A 24,828-nucleotide genomic window follows, 5' to 3' on the forward strand; every position below is an offset into this window, starting at 1 on the left:
CACGAGCATTCACGAACTTTTCACAGTAGGGCGCCTATGGTTATCCCAGCTCCTAGTGAAACCCTTTAAGCCCGCTACCCCCCCATCGCGGGCTTTTCTTTGTCTGAGATTTGGAGGGCCGAAACTCGCCCTCCCCAACTTACCCAACGACGGCTATACACGCCCACCGTCAAAATGACACGATAACGCCTCGCCTTCGTAAGTAGGAATACAGGATGTTCAGTCACGTAACCGTTGGGACAAACGATCTTGATAAGGCCTCTACCTTCTATGACGCGGTGCTGATCCCCCTGGGGCTCTGTCGTAGGCCTGTAACGCCTGATGGCGGGCCACCCTCGGCATGCTGGATTAAGCCAAATAGCGTCCTCCCTCGCTTTTATGTGTACAACCCTTATGACCGAAATGAAGCCGGAACAGGGAATGGCAGCATGGTGGCTTTCACCGCACCATCTCCAAATGCGGTAGACAGCGCCTATGCAGCTGGGCTTCTTGCGGGCGGATCTGATGAAGGTGAACCTGGCCAACGTCCCCACTATGGTGACGGCTACTACGGTGCGTACCTACGTGATCCAGATGGCAACAAGGTACATATCGCTCATCGTGGTGATTTGGACTTGGCGGGGTAGCCGACGCTCACCGTATTCGCTTAAAGCCCGCCCACCGCGGGCTTTTTCATTCCTGCCGGAAAGCACCCATCATAAAATATGCATTTATGCATTAAACTTCTTGCTGCCCTCTTGCCAATACATGACAGCACAAATACTGTGTATACATACAGTATTCGCAAGGAGCTACACATGAACCAGGAACCCTACCCCGCACCAAAACCGAGAAATTCCTACGAGCTTGTTGGCCGCCGCCTGCAAGGGTTGATCGCCTCTCCCCGGGTACAGCGGATTCAGTTGGTCGAGGTCTCCAGGCGCGACGATGAAAGCCCTGAAGCCTGGCACCAGGTCATCCAAGACATTGGCGATACCGCCGGGATAAGAGTCGAGCATCTGGAAGACGGAGCCGTCAGGATCGGTTGGCGCGAGTACTGCGACGCATAAAGGAGCCCGCCACTGAGCGGGTTTTTTATCGACTTGAATTTCAGCAATCTGAACTATTTATTTCAGCATGCTTGACACTTTTATTTCAGCTTGCTTAAATTCAACTCAAGCCAGCAATGAACATCGCCGGCCAGCAGCGAGAGCTGCGCCGCTCTTTAACAGTCAGCGCAATACAGAAATACCAACAGACCGCATTGCCTCTACTGGCGACCGGCGATCAGACGGGTCAGATAGCCCGCCCACGACAGGGACACCCTGTACGGCTGATCGAGAGCGAAACGCTCGAACCGTGCGAATGACCTGGCAAGCAATGCGCCCCGCGAATCCCAGCGGTAGAAGGGAGACTCAACTGAACAGAATTAGCGGTCCCGATAGCCTCGGCTGGGAACGCCGGACCTCATGCACCCTGCCCACCTAACCGGGCAAACGAGCTGCAGCGTGCATGTTGTAGGGACCTGTGATCCAAGGCGAACAGATGCTGATTGATGCCCTGGGGAGGAAGCTCACCGCCAACCTACGAAGACGAACGGCCAGCCCTGCAATCAGCAGCGGGCAACGGGCCTCACCGCTGACGCAACAACCCCGGCCTGACGCCAGTAGCGAGGTCGGGGGTTTCACCGATAGTCCTTGGCAACAGGGCCTAACGGGAAACCAACCGAGGGTAACGACGATGGAAGCAACAATCATCAACGGCGCATGGAAGGGTCACCTCGGACGTGGCCTGGCGCCGCGAGAGCTTCAGTTTCTGCTTTGGATTGCCCAGGGCTTCACCTCGAAAGAGATCGCCCGAGAGGCAGGCATAGAGGCAGGCACCGTGAAGAAGCGCCTGACCAATGCGATGTTCAAGCTGGGCGTGACGAAACGCACGGCCTTGGTGGCTGAGGCCATGAAGCGCCAGATTATCACGCCGGTGTGCTTTGTACTGGCGGCGCTGATCGCCATGCACTCAACGATCAGTGACGACTCGCTGCGTCGTGATCGCCGGGCGCCGGAAAGACGGATGGCTCAGGCTCGGATGGTGCGCCGGGCGGAATGTCCTAGGCTGACCGCTTAACAGAAACAGCCACGACAGCCTTTCGTTAACTGTCTGGTCAGCTGCGTGCCGGCCAGTTCCGGCACCTGCGGCCTTTCAAACATCAATGATGACAAGTGTCCCGTAGCTTCCAGACAAAACTGCATGCGGAACACCAGCTTCAGCCAGATAAATTTGTCCCTCTCCCACGCGCACGCACTCACCATCGACTCCCAGCAATAACTGTCCGGAGATGACTAGCAAGCCCTCGGTGTAGTCATGCACCTCTGCCTCAACGGACATTTCATCCATGCGCAGGACTTTGATATTGGAGCCGCCTACCCGTCCTAGAACGGTGGACTTCCAAGCTTGAGGCAAGGCCTTCGAGGTCAAATCAAGATCCACCAGGGACATAGAAAACTCCTTATTTCGAACTTCCCTACTTATACCCCTCCTCACCTCTACCCGTCAGCACTCACCCCGCGCCCATCGGCAACCAGCGGGAGGCATGAGTGTTGACGAATACAGGTGAACCAACGAACGGAGAGAGTCATGGCCAAGAAGGTTGGCGTAAAAACCAGGAGCGCCCAAATCGGCGTTCGAATCAGCCCCCGCGTTAAGTACATGCTCGACGTGATGGGTCGCATCCAGCGCAGAACCATGAGTGGAGTTATCGAATCGGCTCTTTTGGCTTATGCCAAGTACGACGAAAAACGCTTAGCCGACCAGACATGGTCAACGGATGAAAGCGAACGATTGCTCAACCTTTACCTAGTAGCGCCTCACCTTCTGTCATTCGACGAAGAGATTGAGGCCAAGCGGCTAATCGCAGCCAAAGCCACCGCCTAACCCCAAGCAATGGAGGACGCCAATCGTCAATACGCTCTGGGTCGAGATCGATGCCAGCAAGCGCCGGTAACGGTGGGCGGCACCCGGCTCCGGTTGCGGTCAGCTTAGGCTGACTGTGCGATGAGAGCCTTCTAACGATGTCGGACGCCAACCCCGCAGGTGCGAGACACCTAGCATAAAGTATGCGTTCTCACTTCTTGGGGAGGTAGTACGAGCACATATCTGGAAGCTTAGATACGACGACAGAGTTGCTCATATTGAACGCCAACGATTGGATTTTTGCTTTGGAAGCTGGATCAGATTTGACTCGGCGAACTTCTGCTCTAAGCGACTCGGTCGTCTCCGGATCGCTATTTAAAGCGTTCTCAACGCTGCTATTCGAATCTGGATTGGCCTTGACGCAAAGGCTTTCAATGGCCAGCAAATTGACGGCGTTTTCGGTGTCGTCCTCTGCTGCGCTTGCCAAGGTACTTGCGACCGAAGAAACGCTCAATAGCAGAAGCGCTGCAGAAATTCGCTTTAAAAACATCATTGATCTCCCTGAAAAAACTGAAATTTATCATAGCGCTATTGATTGACGATTTTCCAGTTATCCCCCGCATAGACACCTCCCCACCCACTACCAACAACCTTACCGGTCAGGTGCCCGACAGGCCTATTTATGCCGGGATTCAAAGACGGCCACTTCAAATACGTCGCTTACACCGACTAACCCACGCAGCCGCCTCGGAGGCGACCATGAGCGCAGTATTGAAATTATGCCAAGAGCGATTCGACGCTCAGTTGCCTCCAGATGTCAGCGACGCGAATCCGGAACAGGATTGGCTTGAACATTCGGCGGAACAGCTGGTTTGCGGCATGGACATCAAGTGGAAGCGTCGCAACGGCCAAACGCAAGTGGTGACGTTTGATCGGTACTGCACTTACCTGCAGGGCCACCTGAACCAGCGCCAAATCGACGGCCTGGACGAGCGCGACTCACTTGCTCGGCTGTTCCTGTCCTCAATCCTTGGCAGCCAAGCGGACTCACGCGGCCACGCCGCGGACCTGATGGGCGAACAGCGCCCCATCGAAGCCGCGGAACGGATCGCTATGGACTTGCTCAGGCCCTACGCCTCCGACGCGGTTGCAGCAGAACGGGAAGAGCGCGAAGACGACGTGGATGGTGACCTATGAGCGCTCACATCCTGATCGACGAGGCCCTTGAATGTCTGGAGCACCCCGCCAGCGAGCCAGGCGCCCAGGTCGTCGTACAGCGGATGATTACCCGAATGCTCACCAGCGAAGTGATCACCGTCGAAGAATTCAATCACTACTGCCAGCGCCTGCTGAAAGTCACCAGGCAGCGCAAGGAGTCCGCATGACCACCGCACCGGTTAAATCACTGGTCGACGAGCAACTCGACGATATAGAACGCCGCATCGCGATCTTGGGCTTCGGCCTTCCCTTCAACGAACTAATCGGGCGCAAGCGTGAAGACTTGGTGCGGGATCTGCCGCAGCGGCTGGCGCCGACAATGAAGGGTGGCCGAATCGCGGTGAGGGTTCGGCCGTGACCGCACGCCAGCGTACCCGGCGCCTGCTGATCTGGCGCGGCGCCTTCCCTGTCCTTGCCCTCTTCACCTTTCTGATGTTGCTCAGCGCTCTCGCTGATCAGATCACCTCCTAAACACTTACAGCGCCCCTCTCCGGTGGCGCGGAGAGCAATCATGTCCGAACAGAACATGCATATCTGGAACAAGGTCGATAAGACCGACACTAGATTCACCAAGAAAGCCAAGGTCAACGGCCAGGACATCACCAGCCTGAGCGGTACCGCGATGGTCATGAAGGCCACCGAGTTGTTTGGTCCGGTCGGCATCGGCTGGGGCTGGAGGATTGTCGAAGAGCGCTTCGATGAGGGCCACGAAATTTTCATCGGCGAAAGCGACAAACGCACATGCATAGGTCGCGAGATTGGTCACACAGTCAAAATCGCCCTCTGGTTCATGCAGGACGGCCAGCGCGGTGAGATCGAGCAATACGGCTGTACTCGATACCAGTACAAAACTACCTACGGCATGACCACTGACGGCGAAGCGCCAAAAAAATCGCTTACCGACGCCATCAAGAAATCGCTTTCGATGCTCGGGTTCAGCGCCGACGTGTTCCTCGGGCTGTTCGATAACGACGCGTATGTCACTCAACTCAAAGAAGAGGAAGCAATCGCAAACGCCGACGACAAGGACGCTGAAATCCTTCGGCAGAAGCAGGAGCGTGTGGACTGGCTCGCGTCAGCAATTGAGACCATCGGCAAGGCCGTCACTACGTACGAACTGAAAACCTTGAATGTGAAATACATCCGCGAAGCTACCCGCCGTAATGAACCAGCGTTCATCGCCCGTATCACTCGCGCATTCGAAGAACGCAAAGCCAGCCTTGAGAAAGGCAAGGAGGCAGCAGCATGACTCAACTCTACGCACTCACCGGCAAACTCGCCGAACTCCAGGCCATGGCCGACACCGATGATGAAGGCTTGAAAGAGGCTTTGCAGCACGCCATGGACGAGGTTCAAGGCGACTTCAACATCAAAGCCGACAACATCGTCATGCTGCGCCGCAATATCGAGAGCGACGTGACGGCCATCGAAAATGAGATTGAGCGCCTGGCTGAGTTAAAGCGCATCAAATCCAACAGCGTGTCGGAGATCAGCGACTACCTGCGCCGCAGTATGGAGGCCGCCAACATCAAGTCGATCAAGCGTCCGCTATTCACCATCACTCTGGCGATGGGCAGCGAACGAGTGATCGTTGATAACGAAGATGCGGTGCCGGACGAACTGACGTCTGTGAAATCCAGCATCACCCCCGACAAAAAAGCCATCGCTGCCAAGCTCAAGGAGATCCGAGAGCATAACGAGGCGGTCCGCAAGCGCATGGCTGCCGGCGAGGATGCCGAACACGAACTGCTTGAGGAGCCGAAATGGGCTCACCTCGAACGCGGCGACAGCTCAATCCGCATCAAGTGAGGCCGACATGATCAGCAACCACCTAAGCCTGGTCGAGGCGCTGCGCCCGGCCTCGGATGAACTGGCGGCCCAGGTCGCCGAGTTCGTAGCCGCGGGCGGCGAAATCGAAGTGGCCGAGCCTCCCCCGCCACCGAAGCCCGTCGTATATGTACCCCAGGTGCCGCCCGCGCCGAAGCCGTTTGTTCGGCGCAAATCTGACGCAGATGCCCTGCCCCTCGACAAGGACGACATCCGTACCCAGGCCCGCCTGAAGCTAGTAGAGCAGATACGCCAGCTAGGTATCACACACACCCAGACCGAAGTCGCCGCAGCCTTGGGCGTAAGTCGCCGGCTGATCTACAACCACGCCGCGCGGTACGACATCACATTCAAGGCGCCCACCCGCGGCGGTGCTCGAAACCTGGTGCACAACGTGGTTGATAAGGAGCGGGATGCGAAGTTCGCCGAGCGGATAAGGGCATTCATGGAGCTGGGCATCAGCCGGCGCAAGTGCTGCGGAAAGCTGGCAATCGGCAGCAAAGCCTTCGAACGCATCATCGCCATCCACAGTATCGACTACCCCAAAGCGCGCCAGGGCGGAACTTCATGCGCCGCATAGCCCGCACCCAGCAACGCAAACGACAAACCTGGCTCGCTCTGCCGGCCAGCGGAATAGAAGAGGTAGGCAATGGCCGAGGAACAGCAGGAGCCGACGGCGGAAGCCCTGAAGCAGCGCCGCAAGCGCGAGAAGGCGAACGAAAAGAACGCCGTATTGGGCGTCGAGAAGTTTACGGTTGAAGTCGCCGGGGTGTTCAAGGCCGACCTTCGCAAGGTTATGAAAGCCCACGGCATCAACAGCCAGCAGGATATTCACCAGCGGCTGATTATCAACCTGATCGCCGCTGACTTCGAAACTCAGGCCCAGATGCTCAAGTGTGTCACGACACCTTTTGTAGTCACTGAAAAGGTGTCACGGATCATAAGGGCCGCCGGTCTGAAGTCGCTCGCCGACGACCCGACCGAGTCTGACGACGAAATCGTAGATCCAGATTTATAAACCTTCCTCGACTCGTTTTTTATGCATATCCATCACAGAGCGATAAATCTCAGCATTTTCCTGTGAAATTTTCATCAACTTATCGCTCGAGAAATTTCCACTCTCAATGAGGCGAAATAACTCTCCATGGTAATGCGCAAATACCGCAACTGGGGCCACTGGACCACCCTGTTTAACTTCTTTGGCATGAGCAATCAGGTCTTTCCGATCTTGCACAGCGAATTCCATGACCATTTTTACGCGTTCCCTTCGCGCCTGAAAATGGTTCTGGATCCAAATACCAGCCACTGAACCTATGGTTCCCAGAAGAGTACCGAGCAGTCCAGCTATCCAAGCTTCCATGTAAGACCCCTTCTCTAGCGGCTTCAGAATTTGAAAACGAAGCTTTGCACATCTGTCGCATCCGGTCACGGAGAGCGGCGCTCACCTGAGGTAAACGAAATGCCTGTACGCCATAGCGTCATCCACAAGATCGACAAGAAGCCCGACGGCAGCCCGGCCATTCTGTTCCTGCGCGCATCCGAGCAGGTTGAAAGCCAGGCCCGCGACGACCTGATGAGCCAGCTCAACGAAAGCTACAACGCCACTTCCGGTAAGGGCTGGGGGTTCTTCCATCAAGAGTCAGGCGCTTACCCATTCAGCGGCTGGCTCGGCAAGTATCTGGCCGGCGTAACCGACTTCCTGGCATTCAGCGCCAGCGCCGTCGAACACCTGACCAAGCTGATGGAAGAGTCGAACCTCACTACCGGTGGGCACGCCCTCTTCTGCCACTACCAGCAAGGTCTGACCGATTACCTGGTCATCGCCCTGGTGCAGGAAACCGAAGCGGTGACCATGACAGAAGAGCTGGCCCTGATGACGGTGAAACGCCTGGACCTGGACCACATCCGCCTGGCCGCACGCATCAACATCAGCGAATGGCAGACCAACCGCCAGTCGAAGCAGTACATCTCGTACCTGAAGGGTAAGCAGGGCCGCAAACTCAACGACTATTTCCGCGATTTCATCGGCTGCCAGGAAGGGATCGACGCACCGAGCGAAACGCGCACGCTACTGAAGGCGTTCAGCGACTTTGTTGAAAGCGAAGATCTTGGAGAGGAATCGGCGCGGGAGAAGACGAACACCCTTGTCAGCTACTCAATGGCCCAAGCCAAGCTTGGCGAGCCAATCACCCTCGACGAACTGTCGGGACTGATTGACGAAGACCAGCCGCGCAGCTTCTACGACTTCATCAAGGCCAAGGACTACGGGCTTTCCGAGACTCTGCCGCCGGACAAGAAGACGCTCAACAAATTCCGGCGTTTCACCGGCCGGGCTGAAGGCATGTCGATCAGCTTTGAAGCGCACCTGCTGGGCGACAAGATCAAGTTTGACGAAGCAGGCGGCACGCTTATGCTGCGCAACCTTCCGACACACCTCACCGATCAGCTCAAGCGTGCAGGCGCCTGATTAGAGTTATCCGCGCCACGAAATCGTTATTAACGAAACGTGGCGCGGGAGTTTAAAACTAGACCCTACTTACAATAAGAAAGAATGCGAAACATAATACTGCCGCTCTCAACGTATGAAAACCATCATGCCCGGTCGTAATATTTAATTAACTCCTGATAATACTCAACACTATATGCGTGACCGATATCATTTCCAACGCATTTTTTATACGCTTTAACAAAGCCTTTATCCCTCGACTTCGACTGTTTACTACTAACTAGAAAATGGTGAAAATGATTAATCTCTTCAAATCTACCTATATGATTATCCCGTAAAACCTCATCAACCGACTTAGCCACCTTTGACATTACACCCATCCACTTCTGAAGTCGTCGCTCGCTAATGCTGCTTATATCCTCCACATCTCTAGTCAATAAATTTGGCACATCGACCAATGTTCTACCAAAAGCATGACCGACACCATTTCTATAAACTCTAATCTTATCCAGCTCACTGAGATTATCGCGAAGATTATTTATCTCTCCAAAAACTTTCTTAATCTCAGAATAGCGCTGATCCCAAGGCCCTTTTGCAAAACCAGATAACAACTTTGAATGATCGACATCTATCCCAACCTTAAGCCAATTTACACCATCTATCGCGCGAGTCTTTCCATATATCAATGCAGGATCAGACTTTAACGCCGTCAAAGCTACTCGATTAATATAGCTCTCAAATGCACCTGCAGCAGCCATGACAAAGCTTGCCCTTGTCCATTTCCGCATATCGTTCAGTTGCCGATTATATTCGGCCATTTTCTTTGGAAATCTAGTTGCATTTATACCAGTAGACTTCAAAATGGCCTGCGGCGTTGCCCCCACCGGTGAATTACGTAGGTTAAACATAGAAAAATGCAAGGCCGCCTCACCTGACCAATACATATTATTCATCTGTGTCTCGTATTCATTAAACTGTCTGAATGCCCAAGTGGAACCATCAGACTTTACCCATCGACCAAATACCATAGCCATTCTCCTTTTCGACTTAAAGATTATTTTTCAACAATTTAACTTCACGACTTGATTGACACGCCAACTTATCATTTTTTCCTTGCAAATAGTATCTGACAAATAAAATAAAAATCAAAAACATTACTGCTTTGGATAAAGCCATGATCTATAACTGCAAAAACTCCAGCAGCACTGTCAGATGCCCGCCGTAATCAGTCACAAAAATCGACGATGGCAAGACAGGTATCGTCCTGGCAGATTGAGGCCACTACATAGACGTGGTGCTGGACGAAGATCTGAAGACGCGGATCGGCAACTACCACCCCACGCACGAAATGCAGTACGGCGAAATGGCCAAGGCCCTACCGCTCAAAGAGTGGTTGGTCCTGCCGCTCAAGCATGACTGGGATAACCTCGATTGGAACCGGGAAGCCCGCGAAGGTCTGGTCCGAGTGTAAGCGGCAACCTGAAGCCAGGCCAAGTATAAGGCCTATGAGAATCTTCAGGATTACTGCCGCGGCATCAAGGCGATGCTCCATTTCAAAGTCCAACGCGCCTAATCTGCCATAACCTCAAAACAGTAAGTCTCCGTAGCCCCACACTATCGCACCCAAAATGATCAGGGCAAAAGCGCACGTTCTCGGGTACACAAGCCATCGGACTTTACGTTGAATACCGTTGTGCATCCGAGCAAGCATTCTTGAAACTATCTGCTCTGCAAATATCGCAAGCACGGTAATAAGCGCTCCAGACCGAGAGAACCATGCGCCTGGCTCGTTTGGTCGGGGGTTGAGCAGCCCAGCGTATGCAGCGGCAGCGATGCCAAGCGCTGCGACCACTAACACCCATGCGTAGAAAACCTGTCGATAAAACTCAAGGTTGGTTGCAGCGTCTGGAGAGCTGGGTGAAATCCCAAAATTCAAATTGATCTCCTTCCGGCTCCATGCCGGTCACCCGTAATACCCCATATCAACGAATCACGCCAGCCGGCGAGGATCGCCATCCCCGTAAAAAACACCGCGGTAGCGGCGACAATCCCTACCAGTCATGATCGTTCTCGTTGGGGGTCTTGACGAAAATCCAGCGCTTCTCAGGAAGGGCCTCATAGCTAAATAAGGCCGACCTTGCGACTTTATCGAGATCGATATACTTGACCACACATTGACCTATTTTACGGCCGGGCTCTACATTCTTAAAATTTACACTAATAGTTCTGCTTTGCTCCGGCCTAAAAAATGGGTAGTAGGATTCACTAGTCCCATCGATCGCGGGTAAAAACTGAAGATAAACGTGATTTGCCCAACCACCAAAATTTGTCATTTTTAGATGAGCCATATTCGGGAAATTACCGCTTGGATCATCGATAAAATCAAACGAAAATAACGCAGACATTGATCTCTCACGTTCTTGCAACTGCATATCGAAAGCTAATGACTGCGATTCAATTTGTTTTATTGCTGCAGAAGCCATTATTGATTGTTGCTCCACAGATTTTTTCAGCTCGTCAGCCTGTAAGCGCAAAGCGTCAGAGCTGAGTTTAAGCTCTCGCCCCTGCTGTAGAAACCCGAGAACCAGCCATAGAAATGCGACAGGTCCAAAAGCACCAGCTAAAAAGTCCCCCAATTCATTTAACTTTAAATCAAACAACTCATCGAGTTTTGCAGCAATCACCAGAATAATGATACCGATATAAATAACGGTTCCATAAGCCGCATACCATTCGACTTTCTGAGCTTTCCACCAACCAATTGTTTCTTCCAACCAAGCGCACAATCGCTTCATATCGGTTCCGTCCAAGATAATCGCGCCAAGCTATCTCACTTCAATCACTCACGCCAGCCGGCGACGATCCCCTATGCCCGATATCACCTATGGCTCTGTGTGCAGCGGCATTGAAGCCGCTACCCAGGCCTGGCACCCGCTAGGCATGCGCGCAGCCTGGTTCGCCGAGATTGAGCCGTTCCCCTCGGCGGTCCTGGCCCACCACTACCCCGACGTGCCGAACCACGGCGACATGACCAAGCTGGCCACCCTGGTGCTGGCCGGCAAGATCCCGGCGCCGGACGTGCTGGTCGGCGGCACCACGTGCCAGGCCTTCTCGGTTGCCGGTATGCGCGAAGGCCTTACCGACCCGCGCGGCGCCCTCACCATCAAATACGTGGAGCTTGCAGATGCAGTTGACTATGTTCGAGCCATCAACGGCAAACCCGCCAGCGTTATCGTCTGGGAGAACGTCCCCGGCGTCCTCAGCGACAAAGGGAACGCCTTCGGATGCTTTCTTGGCGCGCTTGCTGGGGAAGACTGCGAGTTGCAGCCTCCAGGGAAGAAATGGCAGGACGCTGGTTGTGTGTATGGACCCAAAAGAACAATCGCGTGGCGGGTCCTGGACGCCCAATATTTCGGCCTGGCCCAACGACGCCGCCGTGTGTTCGTTGTCGCAAGTGCTCGTGACGGATTCGATCCCACCGAGGTACTTTTTGAGCGCGAAGGCGTGCGCCGGGATACTGCGCCGCGCCGAGGCCAGGGGCAGGACGTTACCGGAACAGCTCCTTTCGGCCTTGCGCTCCAGTGCGGAGAAGGATGCGAATACGTCTTTCCCGAGCAGTTAGGTGCCTATGGCTGCCCGAGCTGCGAAGGCGACTTCGGCCCAGCCGTATCGATGTTCGGCGGCATCCCCGCCTTCGGCGCCGGGCGCATGTCTGGCTCTATCGAGAAGTCCGGCACTCTTACCCACCACGAAGGCCGCAATGACCTGGACAGCGAGACGTTCTTTGTTCAGGACAAGCCAGTAGCTGCGCTGACAGCGAACGGTGTTGGCACTTGCGGGGCTGACGACAACCAGGCCCAGGCCGGGCACTTGATCGCAGGAACACTCAACGCCAACGGCAAGGCTGCTGGCAGCGCTACCAATCAAGATGCCGAGTCGGGGTTGCTGGTGGTGCACGCATTAGGTGGTGATCAGGCCTTTATCGCTGATGACTATAAAGAGGGCACTTTCACCAAGAGTGAAACAGCCAGGCCGTTAACCACAAGCGCTGACAGGTCAAGGGCGGCACCAATCGTTGTTACCGCCTTCTCCTGCAAGGATCACGGTGCTGACGCTGGTGAGATAGCACCCACCCTTAGGGCTATGAATCACTCAGGCAGCCACGCCAACGCCGGTGGCCAGGTCGCCGTCTGCATAAATGGGGATATCACGCACACGCTGAAGGCAGAGGGTTTCGATGGCAGCGAGGACGGTACCGGGCGCGGACAGCCAATCGTCCCCGCCTACTCCACCAAACTGCATCACACAGCAGCTCTTGGGGCTGGCAAATGGTACGAGGAATATACGGCCTCTCTGGACGCTTGCAGCCCGCCTCCGGCCCTGCTTGCGCCAACCCAGGTTCGCCGTCTCGTACCTGTGGAGTGCGAGCGCCTCCAGGGCATGGCCGACAACTACACCCTGATCCCCTGGCGCGGCAAGCCTGCCAGCGAATGCCCGGACGGCCCTCGCTACAAGGCAATCGGCAACAGCAAGGCCATCACCGTGGTTCGCTGGATCGGCAGACGTCTACTGCTCCAATTGGTGAACTGATCAGCTTGAACCAGGCGGAATGCCGTCCTTGTTGAAGTCCTTCAAGCGTTCGCGCTCTTCCTCAGTGGAGTGAGCCGGCGTTTCTTGCACGGGTTCTTTCTTCTTTTCTTCAGTCATCGCTATGTCCTCTGGGTGGTAGCTGTTTCGGCAGCTGATGGAATCAGCAGTTCAAATCAATCAACTCCACCGCCTGGGCATGGCCCGGCAAGGACTCCCCATGGCTGAGTAAATCATCAAGGCCTGCCACACCGGCTCATACTCCGATGGCGATCGGATCCTACCATCCCGCCAGCAACACACAGCTCGAGATAGAAACGTAAGACGCGAGTTGGCCTAATGGCGGAGCTATTTACCCCTTACTTTATCTATCAACCCCCCAAGTTGCTCTAGCCCGTCGAAGGTCGAGGGTATTGACCCGTCGTTATTTACAATCCCGCTGAAGATAATTTGATCGAATCGTTCAAGAAGCTCAGGACTGCCATTGCGCACTTCTTTTGCATACCTTGCATAATCTTGGATAAACTGGCAAAGCGTCATACGCAAATCTATCTGTAATAGCTGAGTCTTAACCGATCTGAAATTGTGCAGTGCAACTCTGAAAAAGTACGCTAACACCAATTCAAAACCAATCAACCCAATGTAAAACTCCCCATCCAACGAAACATCCTTTACGGGATTGAAAGTCAAATAAAACTTCACAAAAAAAGGTATCATCATTAAAAGGCCAAGAGCCGAAAGCAAAACAAGCCCTACAAACCCTTCTCTGCCTTTTTGAGTTCTTAAGTTTTTGAATCCATCATACAAACCGAAGAAATTAAAAGCATCTCTATACTTATCAAGGCTATCCTTAAGCAGGTCTACTTTCTCTTGCCTAACCGTCAAGTCTTCCTCAGTACGCTTTTTTTGCTCCACAACACTCTGAAGCAACAGCTTCAAGTCACGTACATTCTCTAGGCCAGGATGATAAACATACCTCTTTAAAACTAATATGAGCATTTGATGCTCTGCAAACCTGACAGACAATTGAGTTTGATTATTGAACAACTTCTCATTAATCGAAACCTGAATCACTAATCCCTGCAACTTTTCTGGGAGTGCATCAGGTGAGCTCGCCTGATACTCTATCGCAAACCTGTAACAAATAGAGAAAAGCTCTTGTATCAAATCCGAATTCTGAATATTAAAAAGCCTCAAGAGCTCTAAAAATCGAACGCCACTATCCTCGATATTAAAACCACACCTATCATCAAATTTTAACGGCAAACTCCCCATACAACGCAGAGTCTCGCAAACAAATAACACAAAAAAATCTTTTCCACCCTCATTCGATACTTTAATTAAATGCTCGCTGAGTCGATCACCTAGATTATCAATTAACAACTTATTATCAGAATTAGAAAAAAATGATACCCCACCATCTACGCCACTCCATTTTTCCATTTTTATCGAATCCTTGAGCCTCGTTTTCGGATAATAAAAGTCTACTTGAAAATACAACACCAAGCTCAAAATAATCCTTTACCCGCTCTCCTTCCAAATCAGCCGCTATAGCGGCAAGGACGAAGTCATGCCTGAAGAAACTGTTTTGATCCAGCCGCTACCAGTTGAGCGTGACGAACATGGCTACTGGACCCACCCGGCCTGGCCGTCCACTGATGACGAACTGATCCCATACGCCTGGTTTGACGCGCGCGGCCTGGAAGTTCGAGAGCTGGCCTTCGAGTACGACGCGTCAGAAGAGGTGCAAGCGTCTTGGCTTGCTGAGGGTATTGCCGACTGTGCGGCCTGGCATCCGACCACGCCTGATGGTGAAGGCTGGTTCATCTTCTCGATCCACGATACCGACGACGGACCTATCTGCGTGTGGGTGCGCAAGCGGGTGACGCCATGATCGCCACCCTCTGGTTCACCTACGTCTTCATCTACAAGGGGCCGAGGCCATGAACGATGCACCGAAAAGCATGGGCTTCATGGACCATGGCAAGACGAATTGCGGTCTTCTAGTGATGAGTCGGTGGGACGAACCTGATCGCGACGGAAACGCGAAAGACCTGCAGCGCTTCGTAAAAGACGTGAAGCGCACCGGACTAAGCCACTCCTGCATTGAGCGCTTCGAGGGCGACCATTTCCCTGAATGGGTTGGCGAGTTGCACTGCGACGATCCGCAATGTCAGTGCCGGCGCTATCTCCGCACCCAGCAAGCCTAACCCCAATCCCCCTCCATGCCTGCCGGTGAGCATCAAGGCTGTTTATTGCCCTTCGCCCATCCACACACCATAAATACCAAGCCGGTTATCCAGAGGGCAGGCGCAGTTATCGCGAGCCCGCAGACTGCCAATGGGAGCCCAGTCAAAAACAGCGGGTTTCTAAACGCCTTATCCATTTCGCGTCACCTTTAAGAATTCATTTCATTAAATCACAAGTGCCTGCCGGTGAGCGGCGGGCGAGGTATTCGTATGCCTGCAAACTGTGAATACAGCATGGATAAAAGTGATGCCTCGAACCTGGCGGGCATGGCTCAGCTGGATCTGGAAGGTCGGCGCTCCGCGCTGGAGGTTTACCTGAAAATCCATGGCCAGCGCCGTTTGGTTGAGTTCACGGCGCAACTGATTGGCATGGCCAACTCGGTCGCGGAAAACTGCGCTGAGATGTGCGACCAGGTGCTGATCGAGGAATGTGGCGTCCACCCCGACAAGTTCACCAGCGTGAATCTGCCAACGCTCATCGGTGCGTGCCAGGGCGTGATGATCGCCAGCAAGTGCGACCCGGCCGGTGCCTGTCACGGGTGCGCATATCGCTTGGGGTCGATTGCCAATCAGTCGCCCATCACCACTTGCGATGCGGAGTTCATGGCTCACCACCGAAAAGGGTTCATGTGTCATGCCCACCTGGACGCAGAAGGCGAGCCCACAAAAGTGTGCGTCGGGCACGCGAAAGCAGCAAAACCCTAACCCACCTTCTGCCGCCCAGCGCGGCGCGGAGCATCCAATGTCAGCAGCGGAACAACTCAACGACGGGATCACGGGCGACAAGGTGCCCGAGGCGCAGATGGCCGAGCTACTCGGTACCACCCTCGCCGCCCTGCGCTCAAAGCGCGCCCGCAATCAAATCCCCCTCGGCGTCTGGAACAAGCAAGGCAGCCGCGTCATGTACAGCATCAGGAGATACTACGAATGGCTCGAAAGCCAATGGGTTTGCCCGCAGGAATGGACCTCCACCACGGATCGATCCGCATCCGCTTTATGTGGAACGGCAGCCGGCGCAGTGAAACGCTCCCCTATCCCCCGACACAGAAAGGAATCAAGTCTGCCTCACAGGTTGTTGATCAAGTAAAAGGCCTGATTAAGCTGGGGCTGCTCGACGATGATAAGTACGCCGAGCTTTTCCCCAGTTCCAGCAACGTCGCTGGGGGGAAGATCAACTTCGGCGAGTATGCCCAGCTCTGGCTAGACAGTCGCGAGGTGGTCGGTGGAACGAAGGCGAACTACAAGGGTGCACTGAACCGGTACTGGATGCCCGGCCTGGCCCTGGTGCGAATCGACCTGATCACCACTACGCTGCTCCGCCGGGTAATGGCAGCCAGCGAATGGAAGTCCCCCGGGGTGAAGCGCAACGCGATCTCAAAGCTGTCGACCATCCTGAACTCAGCAATGTCCGAAGAGCTTATCCCGAAGAACCCCGCAGCGATCCTGGAGTTACCCAAGCGCAGCAAGAAGGAAATTGACCCGTTCACTTTGGAGGAGGCAAACCTGATCATCGCCAAGATGTACGAGCACGATCATTGGCCCAGCACGATTTATGCGGCATTTTTTGAGTTTGTGTTTTTTACAGGAATGCGCCTGTCCGAGGCCCTGGCAATGCGCTGGGATGCGGTAGACGAAGAGAAAAGGACGGCCCACGTATGTCGTGGGATCGCCCTGGGGGAAGTGGTAGAGCGTACAAAAACGGGTGGAGACCGCTTTGTTTTGCTGAATGAACGCGCCATGCATGCGCTGAAATTCGCGAGGGAATACTCAGAGCGTCGGAAAAAAGGTAAAGGGAGGGTGCTGGAAACGCCTTTCATTTTCCCGCCGTCAAAGAACTCGGAGTACGTGAAACAGACATCTGACCTGCACAAGCAGTGGATTCCGACCCTGAAGGCTCTGAATATCCGTCGTCGGCCGCCATACAACTGTCGTCACACCTATGCGACAATATGCATTATGTCTGGCATGAACCCCGCCTTCATCTCCCAGCAGCTCGGCCATAGTGTGCAGATGCTGCTCTCGACTTATGCGCGTTGGATCAACTCAAGCTCGGACTGGAGCGAAATGCAAAAGCTCCAGATTGGTCCCAAATTGGTCCCAGTTCAAATAAGCGCACCCTAAGCTATTGATAGGTAAAGTAATTGATCTCCACAGCTAACATCACCATGCAGTTCGGCGCCAAGCCGCTCTTCGAGAACGTCTCGGTCAAGTTCGGCGCCGGCAACCGGTATGGTTTGATCGGTGCCAACGGTTGCGGCAAGTCGACCTTCATGAAAATCCTCGGCGGCGACCTCGATCCGTCGGGCGGCCAGGTCATGCTGGAGCCTAACGTTCGCCTGGGTAAATTGCGCCAGGACCAGTTCGCCTACGAAGAATTCACCGTGCTCGACACCGTGATCATGGGCCACGAGGAGCTGTGGAAGGTCAAGGCCGAGCGCGACCGTATCTACTCGCTGCCGGAAATGAGCGAAGACGACGGCATGGCCGTGGCCGAGCTGGAAACCGAGTTCGCCGAGATGGACGGCTACACCGCCGAATCCCGTGCCGGCGAGCTGCTGCTGGGCCTGGGCATTCCTCTGGAACAACACTTCGGCCCGATGAGCGAAGTGTCCCCTGGCTGGAAACTGCGTGTATTGCTGGCCCAGGCGCTGTTCTCCGATCCTGAAGTGCTGTTGCTCGACGAACCGACCAACCACTTGGACATCAACACCATCCGCTGGCTGGAAAACATCCTGACCCAGCGTAACAGCCTGATGATCATCATCTCTCACGACCGTCACTTCCTGAACAGCGTGTGCACCCACATGGCTGACCTGGACTACGGCGAGCTGCGCCTGTTCCCGGGCAACTACGACGAGTACATGACCGTGGCGACCCAGTCCCGCGAGCAGCTGCTGTCGGACAACGCCAAGAAGAAGGCGCAGATCTCTGAGCTGCAATCCTTCGTCAGCCGCTTCTCGGCCAACGCCTCCAAAGCCAAGCAAGCGACTTCCCGCGCCAAGGCGATCGACAAGATCCAACTCGCTGAGGTCAAGCCTTCGAGCCGGGTGAGCCCGTTCATCCGTTTCGATCAGAACAAGAAACTTCACCGCCAGGCTGTAATGGTCGAAAAAATGGCCAAGGGTTTCGACGGCAAGCCGCTGTTCAAGGATTTCAGCTTCCAGGTTGAAGCGGGAGAGCGTGTTGCGATCATCGGTCCGAACGGTATCGGCAAGACCACCCTGCTGCGCACCCTGGTCAACGAGTTGACCCCGGACGCAGGCTCCATCAAGTGGACCGACGCTGCGGAATTGGGCTACTACGCCCAGGATCACGCTCACGACTTCGAAGACGACGTGACGCTGTTCGACTGGATGGGTCAGTGGACTCAGGGCGAGCAGATGATTCGCGGCACTTTGGGCCGCATGCTGTTCTCCAACGACGAGATCCTCAAGTCGGTCAAGGTGATCTCCGGTGGTGAGCAAGGTCGCATGCTGTTCGGCAAGTTGATCCTGCAAAAGCCGAACGTGCTGATCATGGACGAACCGACCAACCACTTGGACATGGAATCCATCGAAGCGCTGAACCTGGCGCTGGAAAACTACCCGGGCACGCTGATCTTCGTCAGCCACGACCGTGAGTTCGTATCGTCCCTGGCCACCCGCATCATCGAGTTGAGCGCTGACGGCGTGATCGACTTCAGCGGTACTTATGACGACTACCTGCGTAGCCAAGGCGTCGTGTTCTAAATAACGCCCGCTGCACCCAAGAGCCCCGTCCACTGTGACGGGGCTTTTTGCATGTTGTGGCAAGCGGGCCTGTTCGTCAGACCAAGTAGTTAGGCTGCTTCCTTTTACCCCGGGCCCTTGCCATGATGCCCTCACCGCCCGCCCGCGAACGAGTGCCCATGTCTACCGCCACCCCCTCCTCCCTGTCGATCACCCTGCAGATCGTCTCGATCGTCTTCTATACCTTCATTGCCTTCATCTGCATCGGCCTGCCGATTGCGGTAATCCCAGGCTACGTGCATGAACAATTGGGGTTCAGCGCGGTGGTGGCCGGGATCACTATCGCTTCGCAGTACCTGGCGACCCTGCTTAGCCGCCCCATGGCCGGGCGGATGTCGGACAGCGTTGGCACCAAACGAGCGATTGTGCTGGGGTTGGCGGGCATTCTCGTGAGCGGTTTGCTGACGTTCTTCGCGACGTTGCTGGAAAGTACGCCCAACGTAAGCCTGGGCATTCTGATCGTCGCCCGGCTGCTGTTGGGCGTGGCCCAAGGTCTGATCGGCGTGGGCACCATCAGTTGGTGCATGGGCCAGGTCGGCGCCGAGCATACGGCGCGGTCGATTTCCTGGAACGGCATTGCGTCCTACGGTGCCATCGCCATCGGCGCGCCGCTGGGGGTGGTGATGGTGGCCGAGTATGGCTACAACAGCCTGGGGATCGCCCTGACCGTACTCGCAGCGCTGGGCCTGATGCTGATCCGCAACAAACCGTCGGTGCCGGTGGTGCGCGGCGAGCGCTTGCCATTCTGGGCGGTGTTCGGGCGTATCGCGCCGTTTGGGGTCAGCTTGTGCCTGTCGTCGATTGGCTACGGCACGCTCACTACCTTTATCACCCTCTACTACCTCAATCGTGGCTGGCAAGGCGCGGCGTACTGCCTCACGGTATTTGGCGTGTGCTTTATCCTGTCGCGCCTGGTATTTATCTCGGCGATCAGTCGTTTTGGCGGGTTCAGCGCCGCCATCGCCTGCATGCTTATCGAGACCCTCGGCCTCACCTTGTTGTGGCTGGCGCCCTCCACCGGTGTGGCGTTGATCGGCGCAGGACTGACGGGCTTTGGTCTGTCGCTGGTGTACCCGGCGCTGGGCGTGGAAGCCATCAAGCAAGTGCCCAACAGCAGCCGTGGCGCGGGATTGAGTGCGTATGCGGTGTTTTTTGACTTGGCCCTGGCGATTGCCGGGCCGTTGATGGGTTTTGTGGCGCTGAACCTGGGGTACGGCTGGATCTTCTTCTGCGCGGCGTTGCTGTCGGTCACGGCGCTGGGCGTGACTTTACTGCTCAAGCGCCGCGCTTACTGATCAGCCGTCTGCAAACCCGCACGGGTGGACGTGCCAAGGGTACGAGTGAAAAAGCGCCCGGCTTCGGAAATCAGGTCGCGGTGAATGCCTTCGCGGTCGACGCCATCGGCGTCAGTGCAGATCGCCGGCATGGCGGCCAGTTGGTCACTGTCGCACGGCGCCATGAACACGAAGTGCCCTGCCCCGGCCAGCAGCTTGAAATTCGGCGGCTCAGGTAATTTGCGCGCGAGTGCTGCGGCGTTCTTGTCCACGGCCACCAGCTTGTCGCCGTCGCCGCTGTAGAGCAGCACCGGCACATGCACGTCGGCCAAGGTGTGACGGCCGAACATCAGGCTCAACGGCGCCATTAGCATCAAGGCGTGGATACGCGGGTCGGATTGGGGCTGTAAGTCGTCACGGTCCACCACCAACTCGCCTTTGGTGGTGCAGGCGTCGCGGTCTTCCGGGCGTTCCTGGCAATAGCGGCGCAGGCGATCGAAATCCGGCTTGGCGCCAGCCAGGATCAACGCGGTTTCGCCACCGGCGGAATAGCCGATCACCCCCACCTGGTTGATGTTGACGAACGGAGACAGCATCGGATCCGCCAGGGTGGCGGTGATCGCTTCGGATATCTGGATCGGCCGCCCGTACAGGTTGCTCAGCGTGCCCAGACGGCTATGGTCCTTGTAGTTGTCGCCAGGATGCAGCACCGCCACCACCACAAAGCCTTTGCGCGCCAGGGACGTGGCCAGGTCGTGCAGGGCCAGCGGCGTGCCGGTGTTGCCATGGGACAGCATCAGCATCGGGAAACGGCCGATGGCGATCTTGGAGTCCTCGGTGGCGGCGACGTGATAGGCACCCAGCTGCGTGGTGTGCTCAAGGCCGGTTGACGGATAGAACGCCACGGCCTTCATTGGTTGCAAGTCGAGCGGATCGAGAAACGTCATGCGATGAAAGCCGACGCTCCAATGGGGGTGCGGCGCAGGCGCGGCGTGCACTGAAATCAGGCCGCCCAGCAGGGAAAGAACCATAACAGCACAAAGACGCATCATGGGGATGTCCACCTTTGCTGCGTGAGAACCGACATGTCGAATGAAAAGTCCAGGGCATTGACCCCATGCTTGCACAAGCTGGGCCACATCAAAGAAGACAGCGGGAAAACGAAAAAACTCCGTACTCCGGTCGCGTTCAGACGATCAGAATACAGAGTTTAGACACTCGGCTTCAGATTGAAACCGAGAGGAGGCGATATTTACTCAAGCCTTACGCGGCAGCGAACAATTGTTCGTTGATCAGTACGTTAGCGTCGCTCAGGGACTTGCTGCGCACTTCATCACCATAGGCCAGGCCTTCGGCCCGCACGATTTCGATGTTGGTGATGCCGAGGAAGCCGAACAGCAGTTTCAGGTAACCTTCATGGGCAGCGCCCGACGCTTGACCGGCATGCAGGCCGCCGGCAGTGGAAACGATGATGACTTTCTTGTTGCCGCACAGGCCTTCCGGACCGGCTTCGGTGTAACGGAAAGTTCTGACCAGCGACCGCGATACGGTCGATCCAGGCTTTCAGTTGGGTCGGGATAGTGAAGTTGTACATCGGCGCACCGACCACAATGGCGTCGGCAGCGAGGAATTCAGCCAGGGACGAAGCGCTCAGTTCAGCTTCGTGTTTTTGCGCAGCGTCGCGCAGTTCAGCGGCCGTGCCCAACGCACCCAGGGTGGCGCCGGAGAAGTGGTTGATGGCGTCGCTGGCCAGGTCGCGGTAAGTCACTTCCACACTCGGCTCAGCCGCTTGCCAGGCTTTAACCACACCAGCGCTGAGCTGACGGGAAGCCGAGTTGTCGCCGAGGATGCTGGAATCGATATGCAACAGTTTCATGATGGATCTCCGAGATGGGATCGACTAGGGCGATCAGATGGCGGTGATGCTACACATGAAACGAATAGTCGATAAGCCGCCTGTAATGCGATAGTTTGTCCCACTGACAGGACAATAGGCTCACAATGCAAGATCTCAACGACCTCTATTATTTTGCCAAAGTCGTCGAAGCCGGCGGTTTCGCAGCCGCCGGTCGGCTGCTGGGCATCCCCAAGTCACGGTTGTCGCGGCGCATTGCCGAGCTCGAAGAGCGCCTGGGCGCACGCCTGCTACAACGCACCACGCGCCAGTTGACCCTCACCGCCGTCGGCGAACGCTACCTGCGCCACTGCCAAGCGATGCTGCTGGAAGCCGAGATGGCCGATGAGGCCGTGGCCAGCATGTCCAGCGAACCCCGTGGACGTCTGCGGGTGACGTGCCCGGTGGGGCTGGCACAGAACATGATGCCGGACGTGGTCGCCGGGTTTCTGGCAGCACATCCTCAGGTGCAGTTGGAAATGACCCTGGTCAACCGCCGAGTCGACCTCGTGGCCGAAGGCATCGATGTGGCGCTGCGAGTGCGTGAGCAAGGCGATGAAGACCCGCTGCTGGTCACCAAGCGCCTGCGCCCGGCCCAGACCGTCCTGGTTGCCAGCCCGAACTTCATGCATGGCCGATCTATCAGCACCCTTGATGACCTCAAGCAGCTGCCGATACTCGGTGCATTAGAGGCGGACCGGATGGTGCACCAGCGCATCCTCGATCCCCAGGGCAACCCCCACGACCTGATTATGGAAGCACGTCTGGGCGTTGATGACTTCAACGTGCGCAAGGCCAGCGCCATCATGGGCCTGGGCTTTACCGTACTGCCAATGATGTACTGCGAGGAAGAATTGGCCAACGGCCACTTGGTGCAACTGCTGCCGGAATGGTCACTGCCCGGCGGTTGGTTGCAGGCCGTCTACCCACACCGGCGCGGTGTGCTGCCGGCCATTCGTGCCTGGATCGATTACCTGGAAGAAGGCTTTAAAAGCTGCGGAGACCGCCTGCTATGAAGATGACCGAAGCGCAAGTCGCCACCTTTTGCCTGAGCCTGCCCGGCGCACGGGAGGACTACAAATGGGGCGGCGTGCGAGTGTTCTCGATTGCCGGCAACAAGATGTTCGCCCTGCAAAACCTGCGCGGCGACTCGTTGGCGTTCAAGGTCGACAAGGAACTGTTTCTCGGCCACGTGGACCGCCCCGGTATCCACCCCGCGCCATACCTGGCGCGTGCGCAGTGGATCATCATGAACACGCCCTACCCGCTGGGCGCCGAGGAACTGCGTGGCTTGTTGCAGCGCTCCCACCAACTGGTGGTGAGCAAGCTACCCAAGCGCACGCAGATTGGTTTGTTGCTAGAGGACTGACAGTAACGTGCCGCCAAGGAACAACTGGTCCAACCAGAACACTTGGTGCAACAGCACAATCACCCAGAACAGCAGCTGGAAAGACACCTTGCGCGTCTTGTGCCGGAACACCTGCTGAGCAATCAACGCCCCGGGCCAACCGCCGGCCAACTCAACGGCGTGCAGGATGTTTTCCGGGGTGCGCCAGCTGTCGGTGCGCGCCTTGCGTTTATCACTCCAGTACAGGAAAAACGCGATCACGCTGACCACGCCATAGGCCACCAGCGGGATCACGGTTTCGCCGCGCTGCCACACCAGCACCGACCCCAACAGCGGCGCGGCGCACAGCAGCACAAAGATCGCCGCCTTCAAGCGCGGGTGCTGGATGATCATGCCGTTGCCGCCGCCCAGTCGATCCAACCGAACTGCCAAGTCGCCAGGATCAGTAGGCCAAACCCGATGCGGTACCAGGCAAACGCCGCGTAGCTATGGCTGGCGATGAACTTGAGCAGGCCCTTGACCGCGATCATCGCGAAGATGAACGAGGTGATAAACCCAATGGCAAAGACCGGCAGGTCCGCTGGCTGGAACAGGTCGCGGTACTTGTAGCCCGAGTACACCGCAGCACCGACCATGGTCGGCATGGCGAGGAAGAACGAGAACTCGGTAGCAGTCTTGCGCGACAGGCCGAACAGCAGGCCGCCGATGATGGTCGAGCCGGAGCGCGAAGTGCCCGGGATCATCGCCAGGCACTGGGCAAAGCCTACCTTGAGTGCATCTTTCCAGGTGATGTCGTCGACGGTCTCGGCATGCACTTCATGCTCGCGGCGCTCGGCCCACAGCATGATGACGCCGCCCACCACCAGCGCTGTGGCGACAGTGATCGGGTTGAACAGGTAGTGGTGAATCAAGTCGGCGAAAATCACCCCAAGGACCACGGCCGGCAGGAACGCAATCAGCAGGTTGATCGTGAAACGCTGCGCATTGCGCTGGGTTGGCAAGCCGGTGACAACGTCGAGAATCTTGCGCCGAAACTCCCAGACCACCGCCAAAATGGCGCCGAGCTGAATAATGATGTTGAAGGCCATCGCACGTTCACCGCCGAAATCGAGCAAGTCGGCAACGATGATCTGGTGGCCGGTACTGGAGATCGGCAGGAACTCCGTCAACCCCTCCACTACGCCGAGAATCAATGCCTGAATGGCGGTCCAAAAATCCATGCTTCCCCCAAAGGTCATGCGCTATGGCACGCCTTGTTAGTCTTTTTTAATGGTTCACTGACGACGAGCGCGCTGAAGGCCCAGTGTTGATGATGATCAACACCAGTCT

At 56.0% G+C, this 24,828-nt stretch carries 31 protein-coding genes and 1 pseudogene; 23 read left to right on the forward strand and 9 right to left on the reverse strand.

Going from position 1 to position 24,828, the window contains the following annotated elements; all coding sequences use genetic code 11:
- The first annotated feature begins 215 nt into the window (after positions 1-215).
- The 3 genes from AB4N82_RS26840 to AB4N82_RS26850 all read left to right on the forward strand — a co-directional run bounded on the left by AB4N82_RS26840 (position 216) and on the right by AB4N82_RS26850 (position 2,103).
- On the forward strand, positions 216-626 hold the full coding sequence (locus tag AB4N82_RS26840) for a VOC family protein (RefSeq protein WP_460103879.1): 411 nt from the start codon (positions 216-218) through the stop codon (positions 624-626).
- Positions 627-797: 171 nt separating this feature from the next.
- A complete protein-coding gene (locus AB4N82_RS26845; protein ID WP_122681634.1) occupies positions 798-1,049 on the forward strand; it encodes a DUF1654 domain-containing protein in 252 nt (83 codons plus the stop codon).
- Between the two features lie 670 nt (positions 1,050-1,719).
- Positions 1,720-2,103 (forward strand): response regulator transcription factor, encoded by a 384-nt coding sequence (locus AB4N82_RS26850; protein ID WP_099601549.1) that lies wholly within the window; start codon positions 1,720-1,722, stop codon positions 2,101-2,103.
- Between the two features lie 75 nt (positions 2,104-2,178).
- On the opposite strand, the gene AB4N82_RS26855 is transcribed toward AB4N82_RS26850, so the two are convergent.
- Positions 2,179-2,475, reverse strand: coding sequence for a cupin domain-containing protein (locus tag AB4N82_RS26855; RefSeq protein ID WP_095184960.1), 297 nt, complete (start codon positions 2,473-2,475; stop codon positions 2,179-2,181).
- A gap of 138 nt (positions 2,476-2,613) precedes the next feature.
- Here AB4N82_RS26855 and AB4N82_RS26860 point away from each other — a divergent pair, with 138 nt between their 5' ends.
- The 9 genes from AB4N82_RS26860 to AB4N82_RS26900 all read left to right on the forward strand — a co-directional run bounded on the left by AB4N82_RS26860 (position 2,614) and on the right by AB4N82_RS26900 (position 6,952).
- Positions 2,614-2,910 (forward strand): hypothetical protein, encoded by a 297-nt coding sequence (locus AB4N82_RS26860; RefSeq protein WP_095184961.1) that lies wholly within the window; start codon positions 2,614-2,616, stop codon positions 2,908-2,910.
- A gap of 257 nt (positions 2,911-3,167) precedes the next feature.
- Complete coding sequence (locus tag AB4N82_RS26865; protein WP_158234794.1) at positions 3,168-3,488, forward strand: hypothetical protein; 321 nt, start codon at positions 3,168-3,170, stop codon at positions 3,486-3,488.
- 160 nt (positions 3,489-3,648) lie between these two features.
- The gene (locus AB4N82_RS26870) at positions 3,649-4,086 is read left to right on the forward strand and encodes a hypothetical protein (protein WP_460103883.1); all 438 of its coding nucleotides are present in this window, start codon (positions 3,649-3,651) and stop codon (positions 4,084-4,086) included.
- Entirely contained in the window at positions 4,083-4,274 is a 192-nt protein-coding gene (locus AB4N82_RS26875; protein ID WP_260367165.1) for a hypothetical protein, read from the forward strand. Before AB4N82_RS26870 ends, AB4N82_RS26875 begins: the two co-directional genes overlap by 4 nt.
- Positions 4,271-4,465, forward strand: a complete 195-nt coding sequence (locus AB4N82_RS26880) for a hypothetical protein (RefSeq protein ID WP_460103885.1) — start codon at positions 4,271-4,273, stop codon at positions 4,463-4,465. The genes AB4N82_RS26875 and AB4N82_RS26880 overlap by 4 nt, the downstream gene beginning before the upstream one ends.
- Before the next feature lie 153 nt (positions 4,466-4,618).
- Complete coding sequence (locus AB4N82_RS26885) at positions 4,619-5,356, forward strand: hypothetical protein (RefSeq protein WP_460103887.1); 738 nt, start codon at positions 4,619-4,621, stop codon at positions 5,354-5,356.
- The gene (locus AB4N82_RS26890; protein WP_460103889.1) at positions 5,353-5,916 is read left to right on the forward strand and encodes a siphovirus Gp157 family protein; all 564 of its coding nucleotides are present in this window, start codon (positions 5,353-5,355) and stop codon (positions 5,914-5,916) included. The genes AB4N82_RS26885 and AB4N82_RS26890 overlap by 4 nt, the downstream gene beginning before the upstream one ends.
- 7 nt (positions 5,917-5,923) lie before the next feature.
- A complete protein-coding gene (locus AB4N82_RS26895; RefSeq protein ID WP_460103891.1) occupies positions 5,924-6,514 on the forward strand; it encodes a hypothetical protein in 591 nt (196 codons plus the stop codon).
- Positions 6,515-6,583: 69 nt separating this feature from the next.
- Positions 6,584-6,952 carry a hypothetical protein gene (locus AB4N82_RS26900; RefSeq protein WP_460103893.1) on the forward strand — a complete coding sequence of 123 codons (369 nt, stop codon included), beginning with the start codon at positions 6,584-6,586 and terminating at the stop codon, positions 6,950-6,952.
- Here AB4N82_RS26900 and AB4N82_RS26905 read toward each other — a convergent pair.
- Positions 6,947-7,294 carry a hypothetical protein gene (locus tag AB4N82_RS26905; RefSeq protein WP_460103895.1) on the reverse strand — a complete coding sequence of 116 codons (348 nt, stop codon included), beginning with the start codon at positions 7,292-7,294 and terminating at the stop codon, positions 6,947-6,949. The two genes, AB4N82_RS26900 and AB4N82_RS26905, sit on opposite strands and share 6 nt — an antisense overlap.
- A gap of 99 nt (positions 7,295-7,393) precedes the next feature.
- Between AB4N82_RS26905 and yejK the strand changes: the two genes are divergently transcribed.
- A complete protein-coding gene (gene yejK, locus AB4N82_RS26910; protein WP_460103896.1) occupies positions 7,394-8,401 on the forward strand; it encodes a nucleoid-associated protein YejK in 1,008 nt (335 codons plus the stop codon).
- 125 nt (positions 8,402-8,526) lie between these two features.
- On the opposite strand, the gene AB4N82_RS26915 is transcribed toward yejK, so the two are convergent.
- On the reverse strand, positions 8,527-9,333 hold the full coding sequence (locus tag AB4N82_RS26915) for a hypothetical protein (RefSeq protein ID WP_460103898.1): 807 nt from the start codon (positions 9,331-9,333) through the stop codon (positions 8,527-8,529).
- A 341-nt stretch (positions 9,334-9,674) separates the two neighbouring features.
- Between AB4N82_RS26915 and AB4N82_RS26920 the strand changes: the two genes are divergently transcribed.
- Entirely contained in the window at positions 9,675-9,851 is a 177-nt protein-coding gene (locus AB4N82_RS26920; protein ID WP_460103900.1) for a hypothetical protein, read from the forward strand.
- A 580-nt stretch (positions 9,852-10,431) separates the two neighbouring features.
- Here the strand turns inward: AB4N82_RS26920 and AB4N82_RS26925 are convergent.
- A complete protein-coding gene (locus tag AB4N82_RS26925; RefSeq protein WP_460103902.1) occupies positions 10,432-11,175 on the reverse strand; it encodes a hypothetical protein in 744 nt (247 codons plus the stop codon).
- Positions 11,176-11,248: 73 nt separating this feature from the next.
- Between AB4N82_RS26925 and AB4N82_RS26930 the strand changes: the two genes are divergently transcribed.
- On the forward strand, positions 11,249-12,970 hold the full coding sequence (locus tag AB4N82_RS26930) for a DNA cytosine methyltransferase (protein ID WP_460103904.1): 1,722 nt from the start codon (positions 11,249-11,251) through the stop codon (positions 12,968-12,970).
- Between the two features lie 345 nt (positions 12,971-13,315).
- Here the strand turns inward: AB4N82_RS26930 and AB4N82_RS26935 are convergent, their stop codons facing one another.
- Positions 13,316-14,410 (reverse strand): hypothetical protein, encoded by a 1,095-nt coding sequence (locus tag AB4N82_RS26935; RefSeq protein ID WP_460103906.1) that lies wholly within the window; start codon positions 14,408-14,410, stop codon positions 13,316-13,318.
- A gap of 127 nt (positions 14,411-14,537) precedes the next feature.
- Between AB4N82_RS26935 and AB4N82_RS26940 the strand changes: the two genes are divergently transcribed.
- The 6 genes from AB4N82_RS26940 to AB4N82_RS26965 all read left to right on the forward strand — a co-directional run bounded on the left by AB4N82_RS26940 (position 14,538) and on the right by AB4N82_RS26965 (position 20,278).
- Positions 14,538-14,861 carry a hypothetical protein gene (locus AB4N82_RS26940; RefSeq protein ID WP_460103907.1) on the forward strand — a complete coding sequence of 108 codons (324 nt, stop codon included), beginning with the start codon at positions 14,538-14,540 and terminating at the stop codon, positions 14,859-14,861.
- A 49-nt stretch (positions 14,862-14,910) separates the two neighbouring features.
- Complete coding sequence (locus tag AB4N82_RS26945; RefSeq protein ID WP_179179115.1) at positions 14,911-15,177, forward strand: hypothetical protein; 267 nt, start codon at positions 14,911-14,913, stop codon at positions 15,175-15,177.
- Positions 15,178-15,450: 273 nt separating this feature from the next.
- A complete protein-coding gene (locus AB4N82_RS26950) occupies positions 15,451-15,921 on the forward strand; it encodes a hypothetical protein (RefSeq protein ID WP_460103909.1) in 471 nt (156 codons plus the stop codon).
- Between the two features lie 222 nt (positions 15,922-16,143).
- Entirely contained in the window at positions 16,144-17,337 is a 1,194-nt protein-coding gene (locus tag AB4N82_RS26955; RefSeq protein WP_460103911.1) for a tyrosine-type recombinase/integrase, read from the forward strand.
- A gap of 20 nt (positions 17,338-17,357) precedes the next feature.
- On the forward strand, positions 17,358-18,944 hold the full coding sequence (locus tag AB4N82_RS26960) for an ABC-F family ATPase (RefSeq protein ID WP_081797888.1): 1,587 nt from the start codon (positions 17,358-17,360) through the stop codon (positions 18,942-18,944).
- A 158-nt stretch (positions 18,945-19,102) separates the two neighbouring features.
- The gene (locus tag AB4N82_RS26965; RefSeq protein WP_122754007.1) at positions 19,103-20,278 is read left to right on the forward strand and encodes an MFS transporter; all 1,176 of its coding nucleotides are present in this window, start codon (positions 19,103-19,105) and stop codon (positions 20,276-20,278) included.
- On the opposite strand, the gene AB4N82_RS26970 is transcribed toward AB4N82_RS26965, so the two are convergent.
- Both AB4N82_RS26970 and AB4N82_RS26975 read right to left on the reverse strand, forming a co-directional pair.
- Entirely contained in the window at positions 20,272-21,309 is a 1,038-nt protein-coding gene (locus AB4N82_RS26970) for an alpha/beta hydrolase family protein (RefSeq protein WP_032891141.1), read from the reverse strand. The genes AB4N82_RS26965 and AB4N82_RS26970 overlap by 7 nt on opposite strands.
- 211 nt (positions 21,310-21,520) lie before the next feature.
- A pseudogene (locus AB4N82_RS26975) lies at positions 21,521-22,133 on the reverse strand (FMN-dependent NADH-azoreductase).
- A 125-nt stretch (positions 22,134-22,258) separates the two neighbouring features.
- On the opposite strand from AB4N82_RS26975, the gene AB4N82_RS26980 reads away from it, so the two are divergent.
- Together AB4N82_RS26980 and AB4N82_RS26985 are read left to right on the forward strand one after the other, a co-directional pair.
- Positions 22,259-23,167: a LysR substrate-binding domain-containing protein gene (locus AB4N82_RS26980; protein WP_122754008.1), complete on the forward strand. Its 909-nt coding sequence runs from the start codon at positions 22,259-22,261 to the stop codon at positions 23,165-23,167.
- On the forward strand, positions 23,164-23,520 hold the full coding sequence (locus AB4N82_RS26985) for an MmcQ/YjbR family DNA-binding protein (protein ID WP_012723994.1): 357 nt from the start codon (positions 23,164-23,166) through the stop codon (positions 23,518-23,520). The genes AB4N82_RS26980 and AB4N82_RS26985 overlap by 4 nt, the downstream gene beginning before the upstream one ends.
- Here the strand turns inward: AB4N82_RS26985 and AB4N82_RS26990 are convergent.
- Entirely contained in the window at positions 23,509-23,892 is a 384-nt protein-coding gene (locus AB4N82_RS26990; RefSeq protein ID WP_460103914.1) for a DUF1294 domain-containing protein, read from the reverse strand. The genes AB4N82_RS26985 and AB4N82_RS26990 overlap by 12 nt on opposite strands.
- Complete coding sequence (locus tag AB4N82_RS26995) at positions 23,889-24,719, reverse strand: undecaprenyl-diphosphate phosphatase (RefSeq protein WP_032891138.1); 831 nt, start codon at positions 24,717-24,719, stop codon at positions 23,889-23,891. The genes AB4N82_RS26990 and AB4N82_RS26995 overlap by 4 nt, the downstream gene beginning before the upstream one ends.
- Between the last annotated feature and the right edge of the window lie 109 nt (positions 24,720-24,828).

It is taken from the genome of Pseudomonas sp. H1_D04 (genome assembly GCF_054683855.1).